This window comes from Pelagibacterium sp. H642 (genome assembly GCF_031202855.1).
Taxonomy (GTDB): domain Bacteria; phylum Pseudomonadota; class Alphaproteobacteria; order Rhizobiales; family Devosiaceae; genus Pelagibacterium.
Genome location: NZ_CP101829.1, coordinates 3555793 through 3575225 on the forward strand (window position 1 = coordinate 3555793; position 19433 = coordinate 3575225).

The following is a 19433-nucleotide window of genomic DNA, read 5'->3' on the forward strand; positions in this document are numbered from 1 at the left end:
CTAATAAAGCGCGATATCGTCCAGCACCACCGGCACCATCCCCGGCAGATCCTCGGCTACCATGCCGCGCTTGCCGAACGCCATGGCCGCTCGCCCGTGAATATAAGCGCTCGCGCATGCAGCTCCGAGCGTGTCCATCCCCTGCGCCAGCAATCCTCCGATCAGCCCTGCCAGCACGTCGCCCGCCCCCGCCGTCGCCAGCAGCGGCGTCCCCGTCGTATTGATCACCGCTCGCCCCTCCGGATGGGCGATAACGGTATCGGAGCCCTTGAGCAGCACCACCGCACCCGAGCGTTCAGCCGCCGCTGTCGCCTTTTCGGTCTTGGCGCCCTCGATTTCCCCGAACAATCGCTTGAATTCACCCATATGCGGCGTCAGCACCACCGATTCCGGCTCGCGCCTACCGATCGCCTTGAACAGCGTCTCGGACTCGCCCTCGAAGCTCGTCATCGCGTCCGCGTCCAGCACCAACCGTGCCCCACTTTCCAGCGCGGCCAGCACCATCGCCCGCGTCCGGGCGTCGACTCCCATCCCCGGCCCCATCACGACGACGTTCTTGCGGACATCTTCCAACAGTTCAGCGAGTTCTTCCGCGTCCGCCGCCTCGGCCAGCATAATCGCGGTGACATGCGCCGCATGCACCATCAACGCCTCGCGTTCGCCGGCCAGCGTTACCAGCCCCGCCCCGATCCGCGCCGCGCCCATGGCGGAAAGCCGCGTCGCTCCGGTGTGCAGCGCGTCTCCCGACACCACCACGCAATGTCCCGCATCGAATTTGTGCCCGGCGGTTTCACGCACCGGCAATCGCCATAGTCGGGGATCGTTCTCAAAGAGCTTGACGTCTATCTCCGCCAGCACCGCATCGGGAATACCGATATCGGCCAGCAATACCTCCCCGCACAGCCCGCCCCCCGGTTCGAGCAGATGTCCAGGCTTGTGCCGGAAGAACGTCACCGTCAGGTTCGCCTTGACCGCAGCTCGGCGGATTTCGCCGCTCTCGCCATCCACCCCTGTCGGGATATCGACGGCGATCACCTGCGCTCCACTGGCATTGATGGCCTCCACCAGTCCGGCCATCTCCTCGTCGACGTCCCGCGACAATCCGCCGCCGAGCAGCGCATCGACGATGATCCCGAAGTCGGAACACATCTGAGGCTGCGCTTTTTCGATGCTCCCGCCCCACATCCGCGCCATCATCGCCGCTTCGCCCTTGAGCTCACCCTTGGCGCAGGTCAGCCCCAGCCGCACCGGCCATCCGCGCTCCGAGAGCAGGCGCGCGACCACGAATCCATCTCCGCCGTTGTTCCCCGGCCCGCAGAGCACGAGCACCGGTTGAAGCGGAAAGCGCTGGCTGACCTCATAGGCGACCGCCTGCCCCGCATTCTCCATCAGCGTCATCGATGCCACGCCGTTTTCGACAGCGAGCTTGTCGGCCAGGGCCATCTGTTTGGGGGTAAGCAGGTCCTGCACGCGAAAGGAACTCCGAAGCTGATAGGGCTCCCCTAAACGAAGCGGACCCCGCAAGCGTTGCGGAGCCCGTTTGAAATCATGTCTGTGTCGATAACGTGGCCGTGATCGCAAGCAACAGCGGTGGCTTGGCTGCAGCCGACCACCTCCAACCGTCATCCCGAAATCCAGCGTTGCATCGGCGAAGAAACGCCACACGTCGCTTCATCCTCGGCGCCCCGCAACAAAAAGGGGCCTCGCGGCCCCTTTTCAAACCCAACAAACGTGCGAGCCTAGTGCTCGTGATCGTTGTCGATGTCGAAGCTGTCCTCGCCCTCGCGAACCAGCTTCACCAGTTCTTCGCGGCCGATCGGCTTGTCGGTGACATCGGCCTTTTCCACCACGAAATCGACGACCTTGTTCTCAAAGATCGGCGCCCGCAGGCTTGCCAGCGCATTGGGGTTCTTGCGGTAGTAGTCGTAGACCTGCTGTTCCTGGCCGGGGAAGCGGCGGACCTCGGCGATCAGCGCCTGCTGATGCTCTTCATCGGTCACCGTGACCTCGTTGACATTGCCGATCTCGGCAACCACCAGCCCCAGGCGCACGCGGCGCTCGGCGATCTTCTGGTAGTCCTCGCGGGCCTTCTCCTCGGTCGTGCCTTCGGATTCGAAGGTCTTGCCGTGGTGCTCGACCTCGTGCTTCACGCGGTTCCAGATGGCGTTAAACTCGGCCTCGACGAGCTTTTCGGGCACGTCGAACTTGTGCCCTTCATCCAGCGCATCGAGCACCAGGCGCTTCAGCCGCTGCTGGGAGAGGTTCTTATTCTGCGCCTCGATCTGATCGCCGATCGCCTTCTTGAGAGCGGCGAGGTCTTCGAGCCCGAGCGTCTTGGCGAACTCGTCATTGAGCTCGACATCGGCCTTGGGCCCGTCGACATGCAGCATCTTGACGTCGAACTCGGCCTTCTTTCCAGCCAGCTCTTCGTTCTGATAATCATCGGGGAAGGTGACCTTGATGGTCTTTTCCTCGCCCTTCTTGATGCCGATCAAAGCTTCTTCGAAGCCGGGGATGAACTGGCCCGATCCCACGACCAGGTGGGTGTGGTCCGCCGAACCGCCTTCGAACGGCTCGCCATCGATCTTGCCGACGAAGGAAAGGCCCACGCGGTCGCCATTCTCGACGACGCCTTCGTCACCCTTGTCCTCATAGCCGCGGTTCTGCTTGAAGAACTTCTCGACTTCCTCGTCGATTTCCTTCTCGGTCACCTCGACCACCGGACGCTCGAGCTTGATGGTGGAGAAATCCATCAGCTCGACCGGCGGCAGCACTTCGTAGCTCACCGAAAACTGCAGATCGCCTTCGCCGTCGAGCACGCGGTTGATCACCGCCTGGTCTTCGGACAGGTCGATCTCGGGCTGGCTGGCGGCCTTTTCCGAACGTTCCTCGAGCGTCTTGTTGACGGTGTCGTTGATCGAATCCTGGAGCACTTCGCTCATCAGCGAGCGGCCATAGACCTTCTTGAGGTGCGCGGTCGGCACCTTACCCGGCCGGAAGCCCTTGAGCTGAACCTTGCCCCGAACCTCGTCGAGCTTTTCGTCGAGCTTGGATGCGAGCACCGTCGCCGGAATGGTCACATCGAGCTTGCGGCGCAGCCCTTCGTTCAGAGTTTCAGTCACATTCATTTCTGTTCGATCCCGTCTTTGAATATTCGAGGTTGGCCGGCGATAGTGGTGCGGGTGAGAGGAGTCGAACCTCCACGCCTTGCGGCGCTGGAACCTAAATCCAGTGCGTCTGCCAGTTCCGCCACACCCGCGTGATCTCGTACGCCGGGCGCCGAGTTGGCACGCGTCCTAGCCCAACTTCCCTTTCCAGTCAAAGCTTGATTGAAACTACCCTGCCCGGCGTGGGGCGTCCCTGAGGCTTCCGCCTCTGCCGTCTTCTTAGTCAATTGCCGCAACGCAGTGCCAACTCATCTGCACAACATTTGTGCAAATTGCCCATCTTTCGCGCAGATGACGCGACGGCGAGTTGTGAACGCTGATTAGTATATCCCAACAAGACATTGATGGGACTTGCTTTCTATTCCCGTTCTTCCGACTGGCACAGCCCATGCATTCTACCGGCCAACCGGTCCCGAACCAAAGAGGAGACGTGGACATGAAAAAGATCGAGGCCATCGTCAAACCCTTCAAGCTCGATGAGGTCAAGGAAGCCCTGCAAGAGGTCGGGCTTCAGGGCATCACGGTCACCGAAGCCAAGGGATTCGGCCGTCAGAAGGGCCACACAGAGCTCTATCGTGGCGCCGAATACGTCGTCGACTTCCTGCCCAAGGTCAAAGTCGAGGTCGTCGTGCCCGACCAGTTGGCCGACAAGGCCATCGAGGCCATTCGCAACGCGGCCCAGACCGGCCGCATCGGCGACGGCAAGATTTTCGTTTCGACGGTCGAACAGGCCATTCGAATCCGCACGGGCGAAAGCGGAGACGAAGCCCTTTAAGGGCGTAGTCAATTAGAGACAGGCGCGCGAAACCTCCTCCCGAACAAACGCGCGATAAACAACAAACTTCAAACTGGGGATCTATTATGAGCTCAGCAAACGATCTGATGAAGAAGATCAAGGACGAAGGCATCAAATATGTCGACCTTCGTTTCACCGACATGCGCGGCAAGCTTCAGCACGTCACCATGGACGCCTCGGTCGTTGATGCCGACATGTTCGAAGAAGGCGTAATGTTTGACGGTTCCTCGATTGCCGGCTGGAAGGCAATCAACGAGTCCGACATGGTGCTCATGCCCGACAACGATTCCGCCTATGTCGATCCGTTCTTCTCGGCGCCCACCCTTTGCGTGAACTGCGACATTCTCGAGCCCGCCACCTATCAGCCCTACAACCGCGACCCGCGCTCGATCGCCAAGAAGGCCGAGGCCTATGTCGCGACCTCTGGCATCGGTGATTCCGTCGTCTTCGGCCCGGAACCCGAATTCTTCCTCTTTGACGACGTGAAGTATTCGACCACCACCTACAATGTGGGCTTTGCGGTCGACGCCGGCGAGCTGATGGCCAATTCGAATGCCGATTACGAGGGCGGCAACACCGGTCACCACATCGGTCTGAAGAAGGGTTATTTCCCGGTTCCTCCGCTCGACAGCGCCCAGGATATCCGTGGCGAGATGCTCGAAGCGCTGGCCGCCATGGGCGTCACCGTTGAAAAGCACCACCACGAAGTGGCGTCGGCCCAGCACGAGCTCGGCATCAAGTTCGCCCCGATGATCAAGTCGGCCGATCAGGTCCTGCTCTATAAGTATGGCGTCCATCAGGTCGCCCAGGCCTATGGCAAGACCGCGACTTTCATGCCCAAGCCCGTCTATGGCGACAACGGCTCGGGCATGCACTGCCACCAGTCGATCTGGAAGGACGGTCAGCCGCTCTTCGCCGGCGACGGCTATGCGGGCCTGTCGGAAACCTGCCTGTTCTACATCGGCGGCGTCATCAAGCACGCCAAGGCCATCAACGCCTTCACCAACCCGACCACCAACTCTTACAAGCGCTTGGTCCCCGGCTTCGAAGCCCCCGTGCTGTTGGCCTATTCGGCCCGCAACCGCTCGGCCTCCTGCCGCATTCCCTTCGGCCAGTCGCCCAAGTCCAAGCGCGTTGAGGTTCGCTTCCCCGATCCGCTCGCCAACCCCTACCTCGCCTTCACCGCTCTGCTGATGGCTGGCCTGGACGGCATCAAGAACAAGATCCACCCGGGCGATCCGATGGACAAGGATCTCTACGAACTGCCCAAGGAAGAGCTCAAGGACATTCCGACCGTCTCTGCCTCGCTGCGCGAAGCGCTGGAAAACCTCGACAAGGACCGCGACTTCCTCAAGGCGGGCGGTGTCATGGACGATGACTTCATCGACGCCTACATCGCGCTCAAGATGGAAGAAGTCATCCGCTTCGAGCACACTCCGCACCCCGTCGAATACGAGATGTACTATTCGGCATAAGCCTGAGCTTATCGAACAAGATAAGGGCCCCGCACGGGGCCCTTTTTCATTGTGCAACGCATACTTGGCGGTGGAACGCCCTTCCGCTCTCCCCGTTTGGTTCTGGCAACGTAAACCTCTCGATGGATCGAGCCGCCAAATGGATGCAAAGGCATCACCCACTCTCGCCAATCCCGACGCCGAAGCGTTCTACACCCATGCTCTTCGCCAACTGCTCGATCTGGAGTGTCCGTTTCTGGTGAGCGGCACCTATGCCGTGAGCGCCTATACCGGCATCACCCGCCAGACCAAGGATCTCGACATCTTCTGCAAGGCGGGCGACTACACCCGCATCCTTTCCCATTTTCGCGAGCTGGGCTTTTCGATCCGCATCGAGGACGACCGCTGGCTGGGCAAGGTCTGCGAAGGCGAACATTTCTTCGACGTGATCTTTGCGTCTTCGAACGGCACCATGCCGGTGGGTGATGCCTGGTTCGAGGGTGCCCACACCATTGAGCTGTTCGGCAGCCGCGTCTCGATCGTGCCCCCGACGGAACTCATCTGGTCGAAATGCTTCATCCAGAACCGTACGCGCTACGATGGCGCCGACGTCGCTCACCTCATCCTCAAAACCCATGAGGAGATCGATTGGGAGCGTCTGCTGGCCTATATGGAAGTGCACTGGGAAGTGCTTCTCGTCCACCTTCTCAACTTCCGCTGGATCTATCCCACCGAGCGTGAGCGCATTCCCGGCTGGCTGCTCGATGAGCTTCTCGACCGCCTCCACGCCCAGCGCCAGCTCCCCCTGCCCGAGATGAAGGTCTGCCGCGGCCGCATGCTTTCGCGTGCCGACTACGAGATCGATGTCGCCGAATGGGGCTTTGCCGATGTCGGCGGCGAAGGCGAGTGGCGCGAACAATAAGGAGAACGTGATGACCAAGGCCCGCAAGTCCCTCAAGGTCGCGGCGATTGGCGACCTGCACGTCAAGGAGGATGGCAGCCGTTCCTATAGCGAGCTGTTTGGCGAGATTTCCGAGGTGGCCGACGTGCTGGTCCTTGCCGGCGACATCACCGACCTTGGGCGGCCCGCCGAGGCCGAAATCCTCGCCAACCAACTCAAATCCTGCTCCATTCCCGTAGTGGGGGTCCTCGGCAACCACGACTATGAATGCGGCGCCGTCGAAGAGGTCACCTCCATAGTCAAGGATGCCGGCGTCCATCTTCTCGAAGGCCAATCGACAAGTATCGACGGCGTCGATTTCGTGGGCGTCAAGGGCTTTGCCGGCGGCTTTGGCCGCTACATGCTGAGCTCGTTCGGCGAGCCGGCCATCAAGGCGATGGTGAGCGAAAGTACCCACGAGGCCATGAACCTCGAAAATGCCTTGAGGCATGTAGAATCCGACCGCGTCCTTGTGGTGCTGCACTATGCGCCCATTCCGGAAACGCTCCAGGGCGAACCGGTAGAAATCTTCCCTTTTCTGGGCTCGTCTCGCCTCGCCGAAACCGTGGATCGCTTCAAGGTCAGCGCCATCGTGCACGGTCACGCCCATCACGGCAGCTATCAGGGGAAAACCCCGGGCGGCGCACCGGTTTATAACGTTGCCGCCCCCATCCCCAAGCCCGATGGCAAGCCCTACGCGCTCCTCAGCATCTGACAGATTAACCTCTGACTAAGGCGCCGAACCTTGGCGGCGCGTGCCCGTTCCCCTTCGGTTCGACAGCCCACCCTTGGGCGTCGGCGCAATCCGTCACATCGAGAGGAGGACATTTGCCATGAGCGCCAATGGACTCGACGTATTCGACAAGTCGTTGCAGACCACCAACATCTGGCTGGACGAGATCATGGCCGAGCACGGCCCCGACCGACAGGTGGCCTGGCACATCCTGGGCAGTGTTTTGCGCACCACGCGCGACAAGCTTCCGCCCGATCTTTCAGCGCACCTGGGCGGCCAACTCCCATTGCTCGTGCGAGGCGCCTATTACGACCAGTACCAGCCGGCACGCCAGCCCAGCCAACTGCGCACCCGCGACGAGTTTCTCCAGGCCGTAAAAGACGATCTGCAGTTTACCCGTCCGATCGATGCCGAGGACGCCGTCAAATCGGTGTACCGCGTGCTCGACCGTCACATCGATCGTGGCCAGGCCGAAAAGGTGCGCGCGGCGCTGAACGAGGATATCCGCACGCTTTGGGCATCCGGGGAAACCGTCGGCAACGCCTGACCATCGGGGAGAGCTGAACGGGACGACTCCGGTTCAGCTCTTGCTCGAAGAATTCTCATTATGCTTGTCGGCCTTGGACACTCCGCCCTTGGCCGCCTTGCTGCCTCCGCCCCACTTTTCGGCATTCTGCTGACCGCTGCCGCCCTTGTGAGCCGGACCAGCGGACTTGTCCGAATTGGTCGATTTGCCCGAAGGCGTATATTTGGGATCGGTGCTCATCGGAAAACTCCTTCTCAAGAGCGGGAAACATCCCGGTGCTGAACCCGCAGATTGTTCTGAACATTGCCCACGCCCGAGACCATCTCTGCCACGTCCTCGGCTCGCCGCTTGTCGGCCCGGGCATCCACGCTTCCATCCAGCCGCACTTCCCCGGCGTTGACGCTGACCTCGATCCCAGACGCGTCGAGAAAGGGATCCTCCATCAGCCGGTCCGAAACGTCTTCGAGGATGCGGTCATCCCTTCGCTGGTAGCTTTTCGGCCCTCGCCCGGCATAGCCTCGACGGTGCCGCTCGCCTGCCGGATCGGCCAGCCCCCAGCCACTGGGCACCGGCTGGTCGGGCTCGTACCCTACATCCACATGGGCGGGGCGTTTGATCCCCTGGTTGCTCCGCGGCCGGCCCTCGCGCCCCTCACGCGGCAGATCGAAATCATAGGGGTCGTATTCGTCGTCCTCATTGGAGCCGTAATGGCCCCCTGATCGCCCGCGCGGGTCCGGCCGGCCCAGCCGGCTCAGTCCCGGAGTTTCGCCCCAGAAGCGATCCGAAACGACGGTGCGTCCATGACGGTGAACATATCGAGCCATGAGATCGGTCTCCTTGCCATTGGAACAGCCAAGGAGGAAGCCCCCGCGACAGGCAACCGTTCCTTCCCCCATCCTAGGTTGCCGCGCTCAGTGCAGCTTGCCGCCATCCAGATGCCGGAGCTTGTCGGGATTGCGCACGATATAGATGCCCACCACCTTCCCATCGACGATTTCGAGCGCCGTCGTCTGCACCGTTCCATCGCTCTCGATGGTAAGAAATCCCGGCAGCCCATTGATCACGTCATAGCGCACCAGCTTCGACATGTTGTTGTCCCTGGCAAAGAAATCCGCCAGCCCGGCATGCACCCGCACCACGTCCTCGATGCCCACGATCGGCGCCGCCGCCGCCGAACGCTTCCCGCCGCCGTCCGAATAGACGGTCACATCGTCGGCAAGCAGCGTCCGCAAGCGGCCCATGTCCCCTTCCCGCGACGCCGCAAAGAACGCCTGCGCGATCTCGAACCCACGCTCGCGCGTCACCTCGAACCTTGGCCGCTCGGCCCGCACATGGGCGCGTGCCCGGCTGGCCAATTGCCGGCACGCCGCCGGATCGCGCCCGATGGTGCGCGCCACCTCGTCAAAGCCGATCCCGAAAACATCGTGCAGCAGAAACGCCGCACGCTCGAGCGGAGTCAACCGCTCCAGCGCCATCATCAGCGGCAACGTCACGTCGTCGACCTCGTCCAGCTCGGGCCCCACCACCGGTTCGGGCAACCAGGGGCCCACATAGGTCTCCCGCTGCCGCCGCGCCGATTTGAGCACGTCAAGACTGAGCCGCGTGACGATCCGGCGCAGGAACGCCTCGGCATCCCGCACCGTGCTCTGATCGACTGCCATCCAGCGCACGAACGCGTCCTGCACCACGTCCTCGGCCTCGGCCACCGAACCGAGCATGCGGTAAGCGATGCGGATCAGCTTGGGCCGCAGCGGAGAAAAGCTCTCCGCTGCGGCCTGATGCAACGTGCCCGCCATCAAGCGACCTTCTTGCCCACGGTGCCCGCCAACGGCACGCGCAGCCCGACATTGACGCGATTGAAGGCGTTGATGGCGCCGATCAGAAGGGTGATCCTCACCTGCTCCTCCTCGCTGAACTGGCTGCTAAGCGCCTGGTACGCCTCGTCCGAACCGCCCTCGCGGTCGACCCGCGTCAGCGCTTCGGTCCAGGCCAGCGCCGCCCGTTCCTTGTCGTTATAGAGCGGGGATTCGCGCCACCCGTCGAGCAGGTAGATCCGCTCTTCGCTCTCTCCGTTCTTGCGCGCCTCCCGCGTATGCATCTGCAGGCAGGTCGCGCAGCCATTGATCTGCGAGGCGCGGATCTTCACCAGTTCGGCAATCGTGGGATCGAGCTCCTTTTGGTTGGTCGTTCCGAAATCGATCAGCGGCTTCACCAGAGCGAAATGCCCCTGGAACGGGTTGGGTCTGGAGGTCATTGTGGTTCTCCTTGCAATGTTGTCGCGATTGACAAGACGAGCCAGGCAAGGCGGGTGTGACATGAGGCTCGCAAAAAGTTGCTTTGGTGCCCCCGGTTCAGCCGCACAAATACCCATCTTGCACGCCAATCGATCCCCTCCAGCCCTCGCGAGGATCTCACCCACATGCCGGCATTGCCCCCCACAAGCCAAACCTGCGCCCTGACCGTAGCCGCCCTCCTAGCCGTTCCCTTCCCGGCCTTTGCCCAGGACGCCACGCTGGCCGATATCCTCGAGGCCGCCGCCGACCTCGCTGCTCTGCGCACCGTGGTGGTCTCCGCCGATGGCGAGATCATCGCCGAGCGCGGCTATGACGGCTACGCGACGACCGAGCCCACCAACATCAAATCCGCATCCAAGGTCATCGTCACCACAATGATCGGCATCGCCATCGAACGGGACCTGCTCGAAGGCCCCGACCAGCCGATCGCCGACCTGCTCCCCGATGACCTTCCCCAATCCCCTGACCCTCGCCTCGAGGACATCACGCTGAGCCACCTCATGTCGATGCAGGCGGGCCTGCGCGCCACATCGGGCGCCAATTACGGCGCCTGGGTCACCAGCAGCAATTGGGTGCGCTCCGCCCTCGCCCAGCCCTTTGTCGACGAACCGGGGGGTGAAATGATCTATTCCACGGGTTCTACCCATCTGCTTTCGGCCATTCTCACCGAAGTCGGCGGCCAATCCAGTCTCGCCCTCGCCCGCGAGTGGTTCGATCCGATCGAAGGCTTTTCCATCTCCGCCTGGGAGCGCGATCCGCAAGGGGTCTATCTGGGCGGCAACGAGTTGGCCATGTCGCCCCTCTCGCTCCTGGCTTTCGGCGAAATGATCCGCAATGGTGGGATCACTGCCGATGGCGAGAGGATCGTCTCAGAAGAGTGGATCGAGCGATCCTGGGAGCAGCGCACCACCACCCGCTTCGGCGGCCACGGCTATGGTTATGGCTGGTTCCTCTCGGACATCGCCGGCCACCCCACCCGTTACGCCTGGGGCTATGGCGGCCAGATGCTCTACATCGTCCCCGATCTCGACCTCACCGTCGTCATGACGTCCGATCCCACCAACCCCTCCGGCGGCAACGGCTATCGTGATCGCCTACATGAGCTGCTGGGCGATATCATCGCCGTAGTGGAAACGGAAAACGACGGCTGGCAATCAAATCCTGAACGGCTCTAGGCCAGAAATTATCCGCTCTTGGACAGCAGGCGTATGAGCATGCTCATTCCAGCCCGAACGCCCATCTGCCCCTTGGCGGCATTGCTCCTGCCATTGGCCTCCTCGGCAGCAGCTTCACCATCCGCTTTGAGTCTTCCCATAGTTTCGCCGCCCGTTGCTCGTCATAGGACATCCGGGACAATCTCGTCGCCTGCAACTTCTTGTTGTTCGATTGTAGGTATTTGCCGGAATCATCGCATATTCGGGGCCAATAGCCACGTCGGCAAGCGCATTTCCGGAGAATTCGAGCGATCCCGCCGTGCCGATCCGCGTCAGGAACCATTTGACCGGTGCCGAGCGGGTCAGGCTCTGGATCGGCCCCAGCACGGTGCACGTCAATCCGGTTTCTGGAATTGCGCCTGGATCAAAGGCGATCGAAGCAATCGAACTCCCCGCGCGGCGCAACCGGCGATCCATTTCATAGGTCATCAGGATCATGCACAATTTGGACGTCGCATAGAGCTTGCCGCCTGACAATGGCTTTGACCCGTTCTTGCCGACATTGGCCAGCGCAACGGCGTCCGGCTCCACGGCGGGCCCCACCATCCTGCCATCCATCGTATCGGGGTCGTGCGTGCCGCTCGCCACCATCACGATGCGCCCCATATCCCGGAATTGGTCGAACAGCAGTTCCGTCAGCAAGAAATGTCCCAGATAGTTCGTGACGAACGTTCTTTCGTAGCCATCGACGCTGTAGCCGACCCGTCCGGCGAACGATGCTCCCGCATTGCACACGATCGCATCGAGCCCGCCGATGCCCTCGCTCTCGATCAATTGCCCAATGGCAGTCGCCGCCGACGGACCGACGCCAGCGAGGACGATCCAGTACGACCCGGATACCTTGACGCCATAAGCGCGCAATTGCTGCGCCGGTGATGAGAACTGTAGGCATGTCCCACGTTCCGTTAAGTTGACAACGTCAACCTAACGAGCAAGGTGACATTGTCAACCAGTCGCGGTTTTCCGCCATCGGCGGACGTGATCGACCAGCCCGCGCAGCTTTGGCGCAAGGTGTCGGCGGTTAGGGTAGTAGAGGAAAAATCCCGGAAATGCCGGGCAGTACCGTTCCAATACCGTGGCCAGCTCTCCCCTTTCGATATAGGGGGCGAAGGTCTCTTCCATGCCGAACGTTATTCCGGCCCCCGCTCGTGCCAGCCGCACCATCAGCCACATATCGTTGGTCGTAACCTCCGGCTCGACTTCCACGTCGAAAGCGCGCCCATCCTCGGCAAATTCCCAGCGATAGGGTGCTCCGCCCGGCACCGGGCGCCACCCGATGCAGCGGTGAGCGGCGAGATCGCGTGGATGTTCGGGCGCGCCATGCGCTGCGAGATAGGACGGAGCCGCGACGGCCACCTGCCGTTGGTCCGGCGAGGCGGGAATGGCTATCATGTCCTTTTCGATGACTTCACCCAACCGCACCCCGGCATCATACCCTTGTGCCGTGATGTCGAACTCCTGATCGGTCACCGTCACCTCCAGCGCGACATCGGGATAGCGTTCGGCAAAGCCGGCGAGCAGCGGGCCCGACAAGAAGCTCTCTGCGATGGTGGAGACGGCAAGCCGCAACAATCCCCGCGGCGTCTGTTCCTGGTCCCGCGCGTGTGCGAGAGCCGCATCGATCTCGGTCATGGCCGGCGCGACCCGCGCATGAAATGCCTGCCCTGCCTCCGTCAGATTGACGCTCCGGGTCGTGCGCTGGAGCAAGGCAAGGCCCAGATCGCTCTCCAGGCGCCGGATCGCCTGGCTGACGGCCGACCGGGTCACCCCGAGCCGTTCCGCCGCGCCCCGAAAACTCCGCAGATCGGCGACAGCCAGAAACACGCTGATCGCGTTAAGGTCGCTCATTGGTTAGCTCCACTTACCAAGCCATGCACTATTGCACGGATTGTTGCCCCAATCACCTCTGCCTAACTTCACACCGTCTTCATCCAAACAAGGAGCGAACAATGTCTCTCGACAAGGTCATCCTGATCACCGGCGCGAGCAGCGGCATCGGCCAGGGTATCGCCCGCGAACTCGGGCACGCGGGCGCAAAGGTCATGCTGGGAGCCCGCAGACTGGATAGGCTCGAAGCGCTGGCGGATGAGATCAACGCCGCAGGAGGCCAGGCGATCGCCCGCCGCCTCGACGTCACCGACAGGCAAGACGTTCATGCCTTCGCGCAAGCCGCCCGGACCCTGTGGGGGCGGATCGACGTCATCATCAACAATGCCGGGATCATGCCCCTATCGCCCATGGCCTCGCTCAAGCTCGACGAATGGGACGCGATGGTCGATGTCAACATCAAGGGCGTGCTCAACGGCATTGGCGCTGTCCTGCCGACGATGAACAGCCAGGGGTTCGGTCACATCGTCAACATCGCCTCGGTGGGTGCGCTGGTCGTTTCGCCCACGGCCGCCGTCTATTGCGCCACCAAATTCGCCGTTCGGGCAATCTCGGATGGCCTGCGTCAGGAAAGCACGCATCTGCGCGTGACCTGCATTCATCCCGGCGTCGTGGAAAGCGAGTTGGCAAGCACCATCACAGATCCCTCCGCAGCGGCGGCGATGAAAGACTATCGCGCGATCGCAATGCAGCCCGACGCCATTGCTCGGGCGGTCTGCTACGCGATCGAGCAGCCCGATGATGTCGACGTCAATGAAATCGTTATTCGTCCAACGGCGGCGGCGCACTGATGCCCCGACTCGCGATCCTTGCGATCACCACGATCGCGTTTGCCACCCCCGTACTACCGGAGCAAACCATGACCCAAACGCACCCCTATGTCGGCATGTGGATCACCGCCGATGGCCACGTTCGCCAGCAACTCCTGCCAAACGGCCGCTATGATGAGGCTCGCGGCACCCGTGAGAGCGCCTATCAGGGCCGCTACGAGGTGTCCGGCAATCACATCGACTACTGGGACGACACCGGCTTCACCGCCGACGGCGAATTCATTGACGATGTCCTCTACCATGGCGGCATGATCTTCTACCGCGATGGCAAGGTGCCCGATAGCCGGTGACGCAACCTGTCCCGCGCCTGCTGGCGCGGGACAGTTGATTATGCGCTGCCATTGCCGCGAAGAACTCTTCGGCGTCCTCGGCCTCTATCAGCCGCCCCCTCTCGATCACCAGAAATCGGTTGGCCACCTCGCGCACGAACGCCCGGTCGTGCGAAACCAGGACGCAACTGGCTTCGTGCTCGATGATCTCGCCGGCCAACGTCTCCTGCCCGGGGATGTCCACGTGGTTTGTCGGCTCGTCCAGCAGATAGAAATTGGGCTCGATCAACCGCAGCGCCAACAGGCCCAACCGCGCCCTCTGCCCCTGCGACAGCCGCGCGATGGGCGTCGCGTGAGCCTCCACGTCGATCCCCGCCCCGGCCAGCAGCGCCTGCGTTCGCTGATCGTTCTGCCCCAGCGCCGAGACATAGCCGAACGGAGTTTCCTTCTCCGGCACGAAATCGAGTGCCTGATCCATGTATCCGGTGACAAGGCTCGGCGTCGCCCTGACACCTTCGATGGCACGCCCGGCCAGCAGCACCGAGCGCAGCATCTCGATTAGCGTCGATTTCCCCGTGCCGTTCCGCCCGAGGAGCACGATCCGGTCGCCCTGGAAGATATGCAGCTTGGGGATTCCGAACAACTTCCGCCCATCTGGCGTTTTGACCGTCAGGTTCTCGATCGCCACCAGCACCTTGGCATGCGTTCCGCGATTGGCGAGCCGAATATCCCCGCTGCGCTCCTTGTGCAGCGATTTGGCCTGCGCCTCGATTTTCTCGGCCCGCTCACGAAGCTGCTTTTGCTTTCTCTGCAAAAGATCGCTGCCCGAATTGATGCCGATATTCTTGAGCTTGGCCGATTGCTGCCGAAGCTGGTTCGCCTCTTTCAGATTACGTTCGCGCTTGGCCGCATCGCTCGCGTCCTCCCCCGCCAGCGCCGCCTTGGCCTTGCTGTAAGGCAAGGGAAAATAACGCGACACCTCGGGCCGCAGAAACAGCGTGCGGTTGGTCACCGCATCGAGAAAGCTCCTGTCGTGACTGGCGACGATCACCGGCACGTTGCCGATCCCCGAAAACCAGCTTTCGAGCAGCGCGATCTTTTCAAGGTCGAGATGGTTGGTGGGCTCATCGAGCACCAGCACGTCAGGATCGCCCACCCAGGCACGCATGAGCAGCATCAGCCGCTGCCAGCCCCCACTCAGCTCCCGCACGCGCCGATCCCGCAGTTCCTCAGGTGTTGAAAGCGAGTCCAGCACCACGTCGACACGCCAGCTTTCGCTCGCAAGCGTTTCCGGTTTCAGCCCGCTCGCCACGGCGTCGAACAGGCTGAGCTCAAGCAATTCTGCCGGCACGCTCTGCGGCACCTGCCCCACCCGCGCCCCGCGCGAGAGTGTCACCTCACCGCTCGTCAGATCGGCCTCGCCGGTAAGGCATTTGAGCAGTGTGGATTTGCCCGCGCCGTTCGCGCCCACCAGCCCGACCCGGTCGCCAGGTCCGACCGTGAGGGTCAGTTCGTTGAACAATTGCGTCTTGCCGGTCACGCCGGCTGATTTGAGGGTGATCGTCGTCATTGTCGTCTCGAAGGGTGTTGGCGGCCAAATCGGCACGCCAAATTTCTGCCTCGCCGCATCACGTGATGGATGCCAGCGCTCGATTAGGGCAGACCCTTGCGGAAAAACGAGTACGGAATGTCCGGGGAGGTCAGCCCTGCAACATCTGCTGCAGGGCAAAAACAGGTCCACGCGCACGACAGTGTCGCCAAATGCTGTCCACGGCGTCCTCCCATTATTTTAAACGCCAATCTCGACCCGTATATTGGCAATATGCGGGGTTCTGGGCAAGCCTAGTTTGCGATCTTTGGCGCATGCCGTTGCGCCAGAACCAGAGCCGCCCGCCGGTCGATGTCGGCATACTGGAGCACCTTGTCGGTCAGGTACCCGTGGGCATCCATCTGCACCCCGTGCGCTTCGATAATTGCTCGCGCATGCAAGGGTTTAAGCGTCTCGCGATAGTCCCGAGCCCCCGCTTCGCGCCCCCGCGCCTTGTGCGTCTCCGCAAGCAATCCGACCGCCGTGGCAAGCCCCTTATCGGAAACCGGAATCTTCATATGCGCCGCCAACCTCTTGAGTTGCTTGGCGGGATCGGCGCGCAAATCTTCAAACCGAATAACATGCACCGCGGGCTGCCGCTGCGCCGTCCAGCTCGCCACGTTCTGGCTCCACGAACCCTGCGGCTCGGAAACCAGATGTGGATTGGCCTTCACCCGCCGATCCTTCGTCATCATCGCCTCGATCACCCGCACCGGCTGCAATCCGGTTGCCTCCACCAGTGCTGCCGCGACATCCAGCGGGTTGCGCACAACATAGGTTCCGCCTACGGAAACCTTGGTGTTGAAGGTGGGATGGCCATGAAAAGTTCCCCGGATCGCGTGGGTCTTGACCACGGGGAAACCCTTGTGCTGGCTCGCTAAAAACTGATGCACGAGCGGCCGCGCTTCGGCCACTTCCTCTTCCCCCAGCGCCCCGGCATCCTTGCCAGTCACCTCCTTATAGAAGCGGCCCTGGGAATCGAGCGGAATAATGTTGTCGATGTTGCGCATGTCGATCCGCTTGGGCGGATTGGGTTGGGCCATCGCAATCATCAGAAAGATCGCCGAACGCACCCAATTGCTGCCCGACCGCGGGTACGAGGCGACGAAATACAGCGGACGAATGGGCTTTGCCTGCGGCTCGGACACGCGGAACTCCTCGGAACATCTCGGCCACTTGTTATCGCCCGCCGCCTAGGCGCGCAATGGCACAGAGCAATCAGACGAGGAAAAACACCGCCACAAGGCTTGGCAGAAGCACGATCTTGGGAAGAGATAGGTGGGCAAGCCGGTACGCAGAACTCTTCAACCCGGCCTGGCCCCACCTGAACTTTTCGCGTGCCGCACCAGGTGCATGATACGCAGCATCCCCGGCAAGCTCGGCAGGCATACGGCAACTCCAAACTCATGAACCGTATGAAGAAATTTCTAGTCCATCAGACTTAAGAAAGTGCTGACGAGTGGCAAACCGAAGGTAAACGGTGCCCGGTTTTACGCGCCGCCAGCTGTCCCAAGTTGAGATTAGGGCAGCACCCACGTCGCTTGCGGCGCATGCGTCAAAACAGTTGAAATGGCGCGGAAACTATGGTGTCTCCGCCTTATCTCATTGCCTTATGATAGGCCAAGTTTCTTCCCCTGATTCGCATTGCGCGACGTTGGAGGCCCATGACGGACAACAACGATCTTTTCGGTGACACTCCCCCCTCGCCGGCTCCCCAGCCGCAGCGGCCGGCTCCGGCCCGCGAGCCGGCGCCGTCGGGATCCTACACGGCCGCCGACATCGAGGTTCTGGAGGGACTCGAACCCGTGCGCCGCCGCCCGGGCATGTATATCGGCGGTACGGACGTCAACGCGCTCCATCACCTGTTCGCTGAGGTCATCGACAACTCGATGGACGAGGCGATCGGCGGGCACGCGACCCGGATCGAAGTGCATTTGGGCGCGGATGGCTACGTAACGGTCATCGACAACGGCCGCGGCATTCCCGTCGACAGCCATCCCAAGCGGCCCCACCTCTCGGCGCTTGAAGTCATCATGACCACCCTCCATGCGGGCGGCAAATTCGACTCCAAAGCCTACGAAACCTCGGGCGGTTTGCATGGCGTCGGCGTTTCGGTGGTCAATGCCCTGACCGATGATCTGATTGTCGAAGTCGCTATCGACCAGACTCTCTACCGCCAAACCTATTCGCGTGGCCTTCCGACATCGACGTTGGAAAACATGGGGCGCGTCCACAACCGGCGCGGCACGACGATCCGGTTCCGCCCAGATCCGCAAATTTTCGGCGCTTCCGCCAAATTCATTCCCGACCGCATCTTCCGGATGACGCGCGCCAAGGCCTATCTATTCGGCGGTGTGGAAATCCGCTGGTCCTGCGACGAAGTCCTCGCTTCCGACGATGTGCCGGCTAAGGCCGTCTTCCATTTCCCCGGCGGGCTGCGCGATTTCATTGAGCGCCGCATCGAAGGCAAGACGCGCATCATCGACGACGTCTTTTCGGGCAAGACCGGCAAACCAGGCGGCCACGGCTCTGTGGAATGGGCTATCTCCTGGTATATCGGAGATAGTTTTACCTCCTCCTATTGTAACACGGTGCCCACGCCTGATGGCGGAACGCATGAAGCTGGCCTGCGCACCGCGCTACTGCGCGGGTTGAAGAACTACGCCGATCTTGTCGGAAACAAACGCGCTTCGGTCATCACCTCCGAAGATGTGCTCGGTCATTGCGGCGCCATGCTCTCAGTATTCGTGCGCGAACCCGAATTCGTCGGGCAAACAAAAGATAAGCTCGCGTCTGGTGAGGCAACCCGCATCGTCGACAACGCCATCCGCGATGCCTTCGACCACTGGCTCACCGCAGCGCCCAACCAAGCCAACAAGCTCCTCGATTGGACTATCGAGCGGGCCGAGGACCGCCTGCGCCGGCGCAAGGAAAAGGAGATTGACCGCAAATCGGCGACCCGCAAGTTGCGTCTGCCCGGCAAGCTGGCCGACTGCAGCCAATCGGCAGCTCAGGGGGCGGAACTCTTCATCGTCGAAGGCGATAGCGCCGGCGGCAGCGCCAAGCAGGCACGCGATCGCGCCAGCCAGGCTGTTTTGCCCTTGCGCGGCAAGATTCTCAATGTCGCTGGCGCCAGCCGCGACAAGCTTGCGGCCAATCAGCTCATTGCCGACATGCTGCAGGCGCTTGGCGTTGGCACACGCGACAAATATCGCGAAGATGATCTGCGCTACGACAAGATCATCATCATGACCGACGCCGACGTGGACGGCGCCCACATCGCCTCGCTCTTGATGACCTTCTTCTATCAGGAACTACCCAAGCTGATCGAGCAGGGCCACCTTTACCTGGCGTTGCCGCCCTTGTATCGGCTTTCCCAAGGCGCCAAGACCGCCTATGCCATGGATGATGCCGACCGGGAACGGCTCATGAGGGAAGAATTCACCGGCCGCGGCAAAGTCGAAGTTACTCGCTTCAAGGGGTTGGGCGAAATGCCTCACGCCCACTTGAAAGAAACGACGATGAACCCCAAATCGAGAACGCTGCTGCAGGTCCGTGTCGTTTCCGATCGTGATGAAACGACCGAGACAGTCGACCGGCTGATGGGCAACAAGCCTGAGGCCCGTTTCGAGTTTATCTCTGAAAAGGCGGCCTTTGTGACCGATGTCGATGTTTGATCGGCATTGCGGCATCTCGCATTAATCTTGATGGCCAAATCAAGATTGACTTGAACCT

General features: G+C 61.7%; 19 protein-coding genes and 1 tRNA gene. 9 read left to right on the forward strand and 11 right to left on the reverse strand.

The window, feature by feature from the left end; translation table 11 throughout:
• From NO934_RS17770 to NO934_RS17780, 3 genes are all read right to left on the reverse strand, one after another.
• Nucleotides 1-1470: an NAD(P)H-hydrate dehydratase gene (locus NO934_RS17770; RefSeq protein WP_309161344.1), complete on the reverse strand. Its 1470-nt coding sequence runs from the start codon at nucleotides 1468-1470 to the stop codon at nucleotides 1-3.
• A gap of 269 nt (nucleotides 1471-1739) precedes the next feature.
• Nucleotides 1740-3128, reverse strand: a complete 1389-nt coding sequence (tig, locus tag NO934_RS17775; RefSeq protein WP_309161345.1) for a trigger factor — start codon at nucleotides 3126-3128, stop codon at nucleotides 1740-1742.
• Between the two features lie 46 nt (nucleotides 3129-3174).
• Nucleotides 3175-3259, reverse strand: a tRNA-Leu gene (locus tag NO934_RS17780).
• Nucleotides 3260-3603: 344 nt separating this feature from the next.
• Here NO934_RS17780 and NO934_RS17785 point away from each other — a divergent pair.
• The 5 genes from NO934_RS17785 to NO934_RS17805 all read left to right on the forward strand — a co-directional run bounded on the left by NO934_RS17785 (nucleotide 3604) and on the right by NO934_RS17805 (nucleotide 7637).
• Complete coding sequence (locus NO934_RS17785) at nucleotides 3604-3942, forward strand: P-II family nitrogen regulator (protein WP_014130680.1); 339 nt, start codon at nucleotides 3604-3606, stop codon at nucleotides 3940-3942.
• Nucleotides 3943-4028: 86 nt separating this feature from the next.
• Entirely contained in the window at nucleotides 4029-5438 is a 1410-nt protein-coding gene (gene glnA / locus NO934_RS17790; protein WP_309161346.1) for a type I glutamate--ammonia ligase, read from the forward strand.
• A gap of 139 nt (nucleotides 5439-5577) precedes the next feature.
• Nucleotides 5578-6339, forward strand: coding sequence for a hypothetical protein (locus NO934_RS17795; protein ID WP_309161347.1), 762 nt, complete (start codon nucleotides 5578-5580; stop codon nucleotides 6337-6339).
• Between the two features lie 10 nt (nucleotides 6340-6349).
• Nucleotides 6350-7072 carry a metallophosphoesterase gene (locus tag NO934_RS17800; RefSeq protein ID WP_309161348.1) on the forward strand — a complete coding sequence of 241 codons (723 nt, stop codon included), beginning with the start codon at nucleotides 6350-6352 and terminating at the stop codon, nucleotides 7070-7072.
• A 118-nt stretch (nucleotides 7073-7190) separates the two neighbouring features.
• Entirely contained in the window at nucleotides 7191-7637 is a 447-nt protein-coding gene (locus tag NO934_RS17805; protein ID WP_309161349.1) for a DUF2267 domain-containing protein, read from the forward strand.
• Nucleotides 7638-7670: 33 nt separating this feature from the next.
• Here NO934_RS17805 and NO934_RS17810 read toward each other — a convergent pair whose 3' ends face one another.
• The 4 genes from NO934_RS17810 to NO934_RS17825 form a co-directional block, all read right to left on the reverse strand.
• Nucleotides 7671-7856 (reverse strand): hypothetical protein, encoded by a 186-nt coding sequence (locus tag NO934_RS17810; protein WP_309161350.1) that lies wholly within the window; start codon nucleotides 7854-7856, stop codon nucleotides 7671-7673.
• A 14-nt stretch (nucleotides 7857-7870) separates the two neighbouring features.
• Nucleotides 7871-8440: a BON domain-containing protein gene (locus NO934_RS17815; RefSeq protein WP_309161351.1), complete on the reverse strand. Its 570-nt coding sequence runs from the start codon at nucleotides 8438-8440 to the stop codon at nucleotides 7871-7873.
• Nucleotides 8441-8527: 87 nt separating this feature from the next.
• Nucleotides 8528-9412, reverse strand: a complete 885-nt coding sequence (locus NO934_RS17820; protein ID WP_309161352.1) for a sigma-70 family RNA polymerase sigma factor — start codon at nucleotides 9410-9412, stop codon at nucleotides 8528-8530.
• Nucleotides 9412-9870 (reverse strand): carboxymuconolactone decarboxylase family protein, encoded by a 459-nt coding sequence (locus NO934_RS17825; RefSeq protein WP_309161353.1) that lies wholly within the window; start codon nucleotides 9868-9870, stop codon nucleotides 9412-9414. Before NO934_RS17825 ends, NO934_RS17820 begins: the two co-directional genes overlap by 1 nt.
• Nucleotides 9871-10035: 165 nt before the next feature.
• Here NO934_RS17825 and NO934_RS17830 point away from each other — a divergent pair, with 165 nt between their 5' ends.
• Nucleotides 10036-11085: a serine hydrolase gene (locus tag NO934_RS17830; RefSeq protein ID WP_309161354.1), complete on the forward strand. Its 1050-nt coding sequence runs from the start codon at nucleotides 10036-10038 to the stop codon at nucleotides 11083-11085.
• 114 nt (nucleotides 11086-11199) lie between these two features.
• Here NO934_RS17830 and NO934_RS17835 read toward each other — a convergent pair whose 3' ends face one another.
• The gene (locus NO934_RS17835; RefSeq protein WP_309161355.1) at nucleotides 11200-11985 is read right to left on the reverse strand and encodes a hypothetical protein; all 786 of its coding nucleotides are present in this window, start codon (nucleotides 11983-11985) and stop codon (nucleotides 11200-11202) included.
• 84 nt (nucleotides 11986-12069) lie between these two features.
• On the reverse strand, nucleotides 12070-12972 hold the full coding sequence (locus tag NO934_RS17840; protein WP_309161357.1) for a LysR family transcriptional regulator: 903 nt from the start codon (nucleotides 12970-12972) through the stop codon (nucleotides 12070-12072).
• 101 nt (nucleotides 12973-13073) lie between these two features.
• Between NO934_RS17840 and NO934_RS17845 the strand changes: the two genes are divergently transcribed.
• Both NO934_RS17845 and NO934_RS17850 read left to right on the forward strand, forming a co-directional pair.
• The gene (locus NO934_RS17845; protein ID WP_309161358.1) at nucleotides 13074-13802 is read left to right on the forward strand and encodes an SDR family oxidoreductase; all 729 of its coding nucleotides are present in this window, start codon (nucleotides 13074-13076) and stop codon (nucleotides 13800-13802) included.
• Nucleotides 13802-14131 (forward strand): Atu4866 domain-containing protein, encoded by a 330-nt coding sequence (locus NO934_RS17850; protein ID WP_309161359.1) that lies wholly within the window; start codon nucleotides 13802-13804, stop codon nucleotides 14129-14131. The genes NO934_RS17845 and NO934_RS17850 overlap by 1 nt, the downstream gene beginning before the upstream one ends.
• Here the strand turns inward: NO934_RS17850 and NO934_RS17855 are convergent.
• On the reverse strand, nucleotides 14061-15680 hold the full coding sequence (locus NO934_RS17855) for an ABC-F family ATP-binding cassette domain-containing protein (RefSeq protein ID WP_309161360.1): 1620 nt from the start codon (nucleotides 15678-15680) through the stop codon (nucleotides 14061-14063). The two genes, NO934_RS17850 and NO934_RS17855, sit on opposite strands and share 71 nt — an antisense overlap.
• 272 nt (nucleotides 15681-15952) lie before the next feature.
• Nucleotides 15953-16846: a sulfotransferase domain-containing protein gene (locus NO934_RS17860; protein ID WP_309161361.1), complete on the reverse strand. Its 894-nt coding sequence runs from the start codon at nucleotides 16844-16846 to the stop codon at nucleotides 15953-15955.
• Between the two features lie 516 nt (nucleotides 16847-17362).
• Between NO934_RS17860 and parE the strand changes: the two genes are divergently transcribed.
• Nucleotides 17363-19375, forward strand: coding sequence for a DNA topoisomerase IV subunit B (gene parE, locus NO934_RS17865; RefSeq protein WP_309161362.1), 2013 nt, complete (start codon nucleotides 17363-17365; stop codon nucleotides 19373-19375).
• Nucleotides 19376-19433 lie beyond the last annotated feature (58 nt).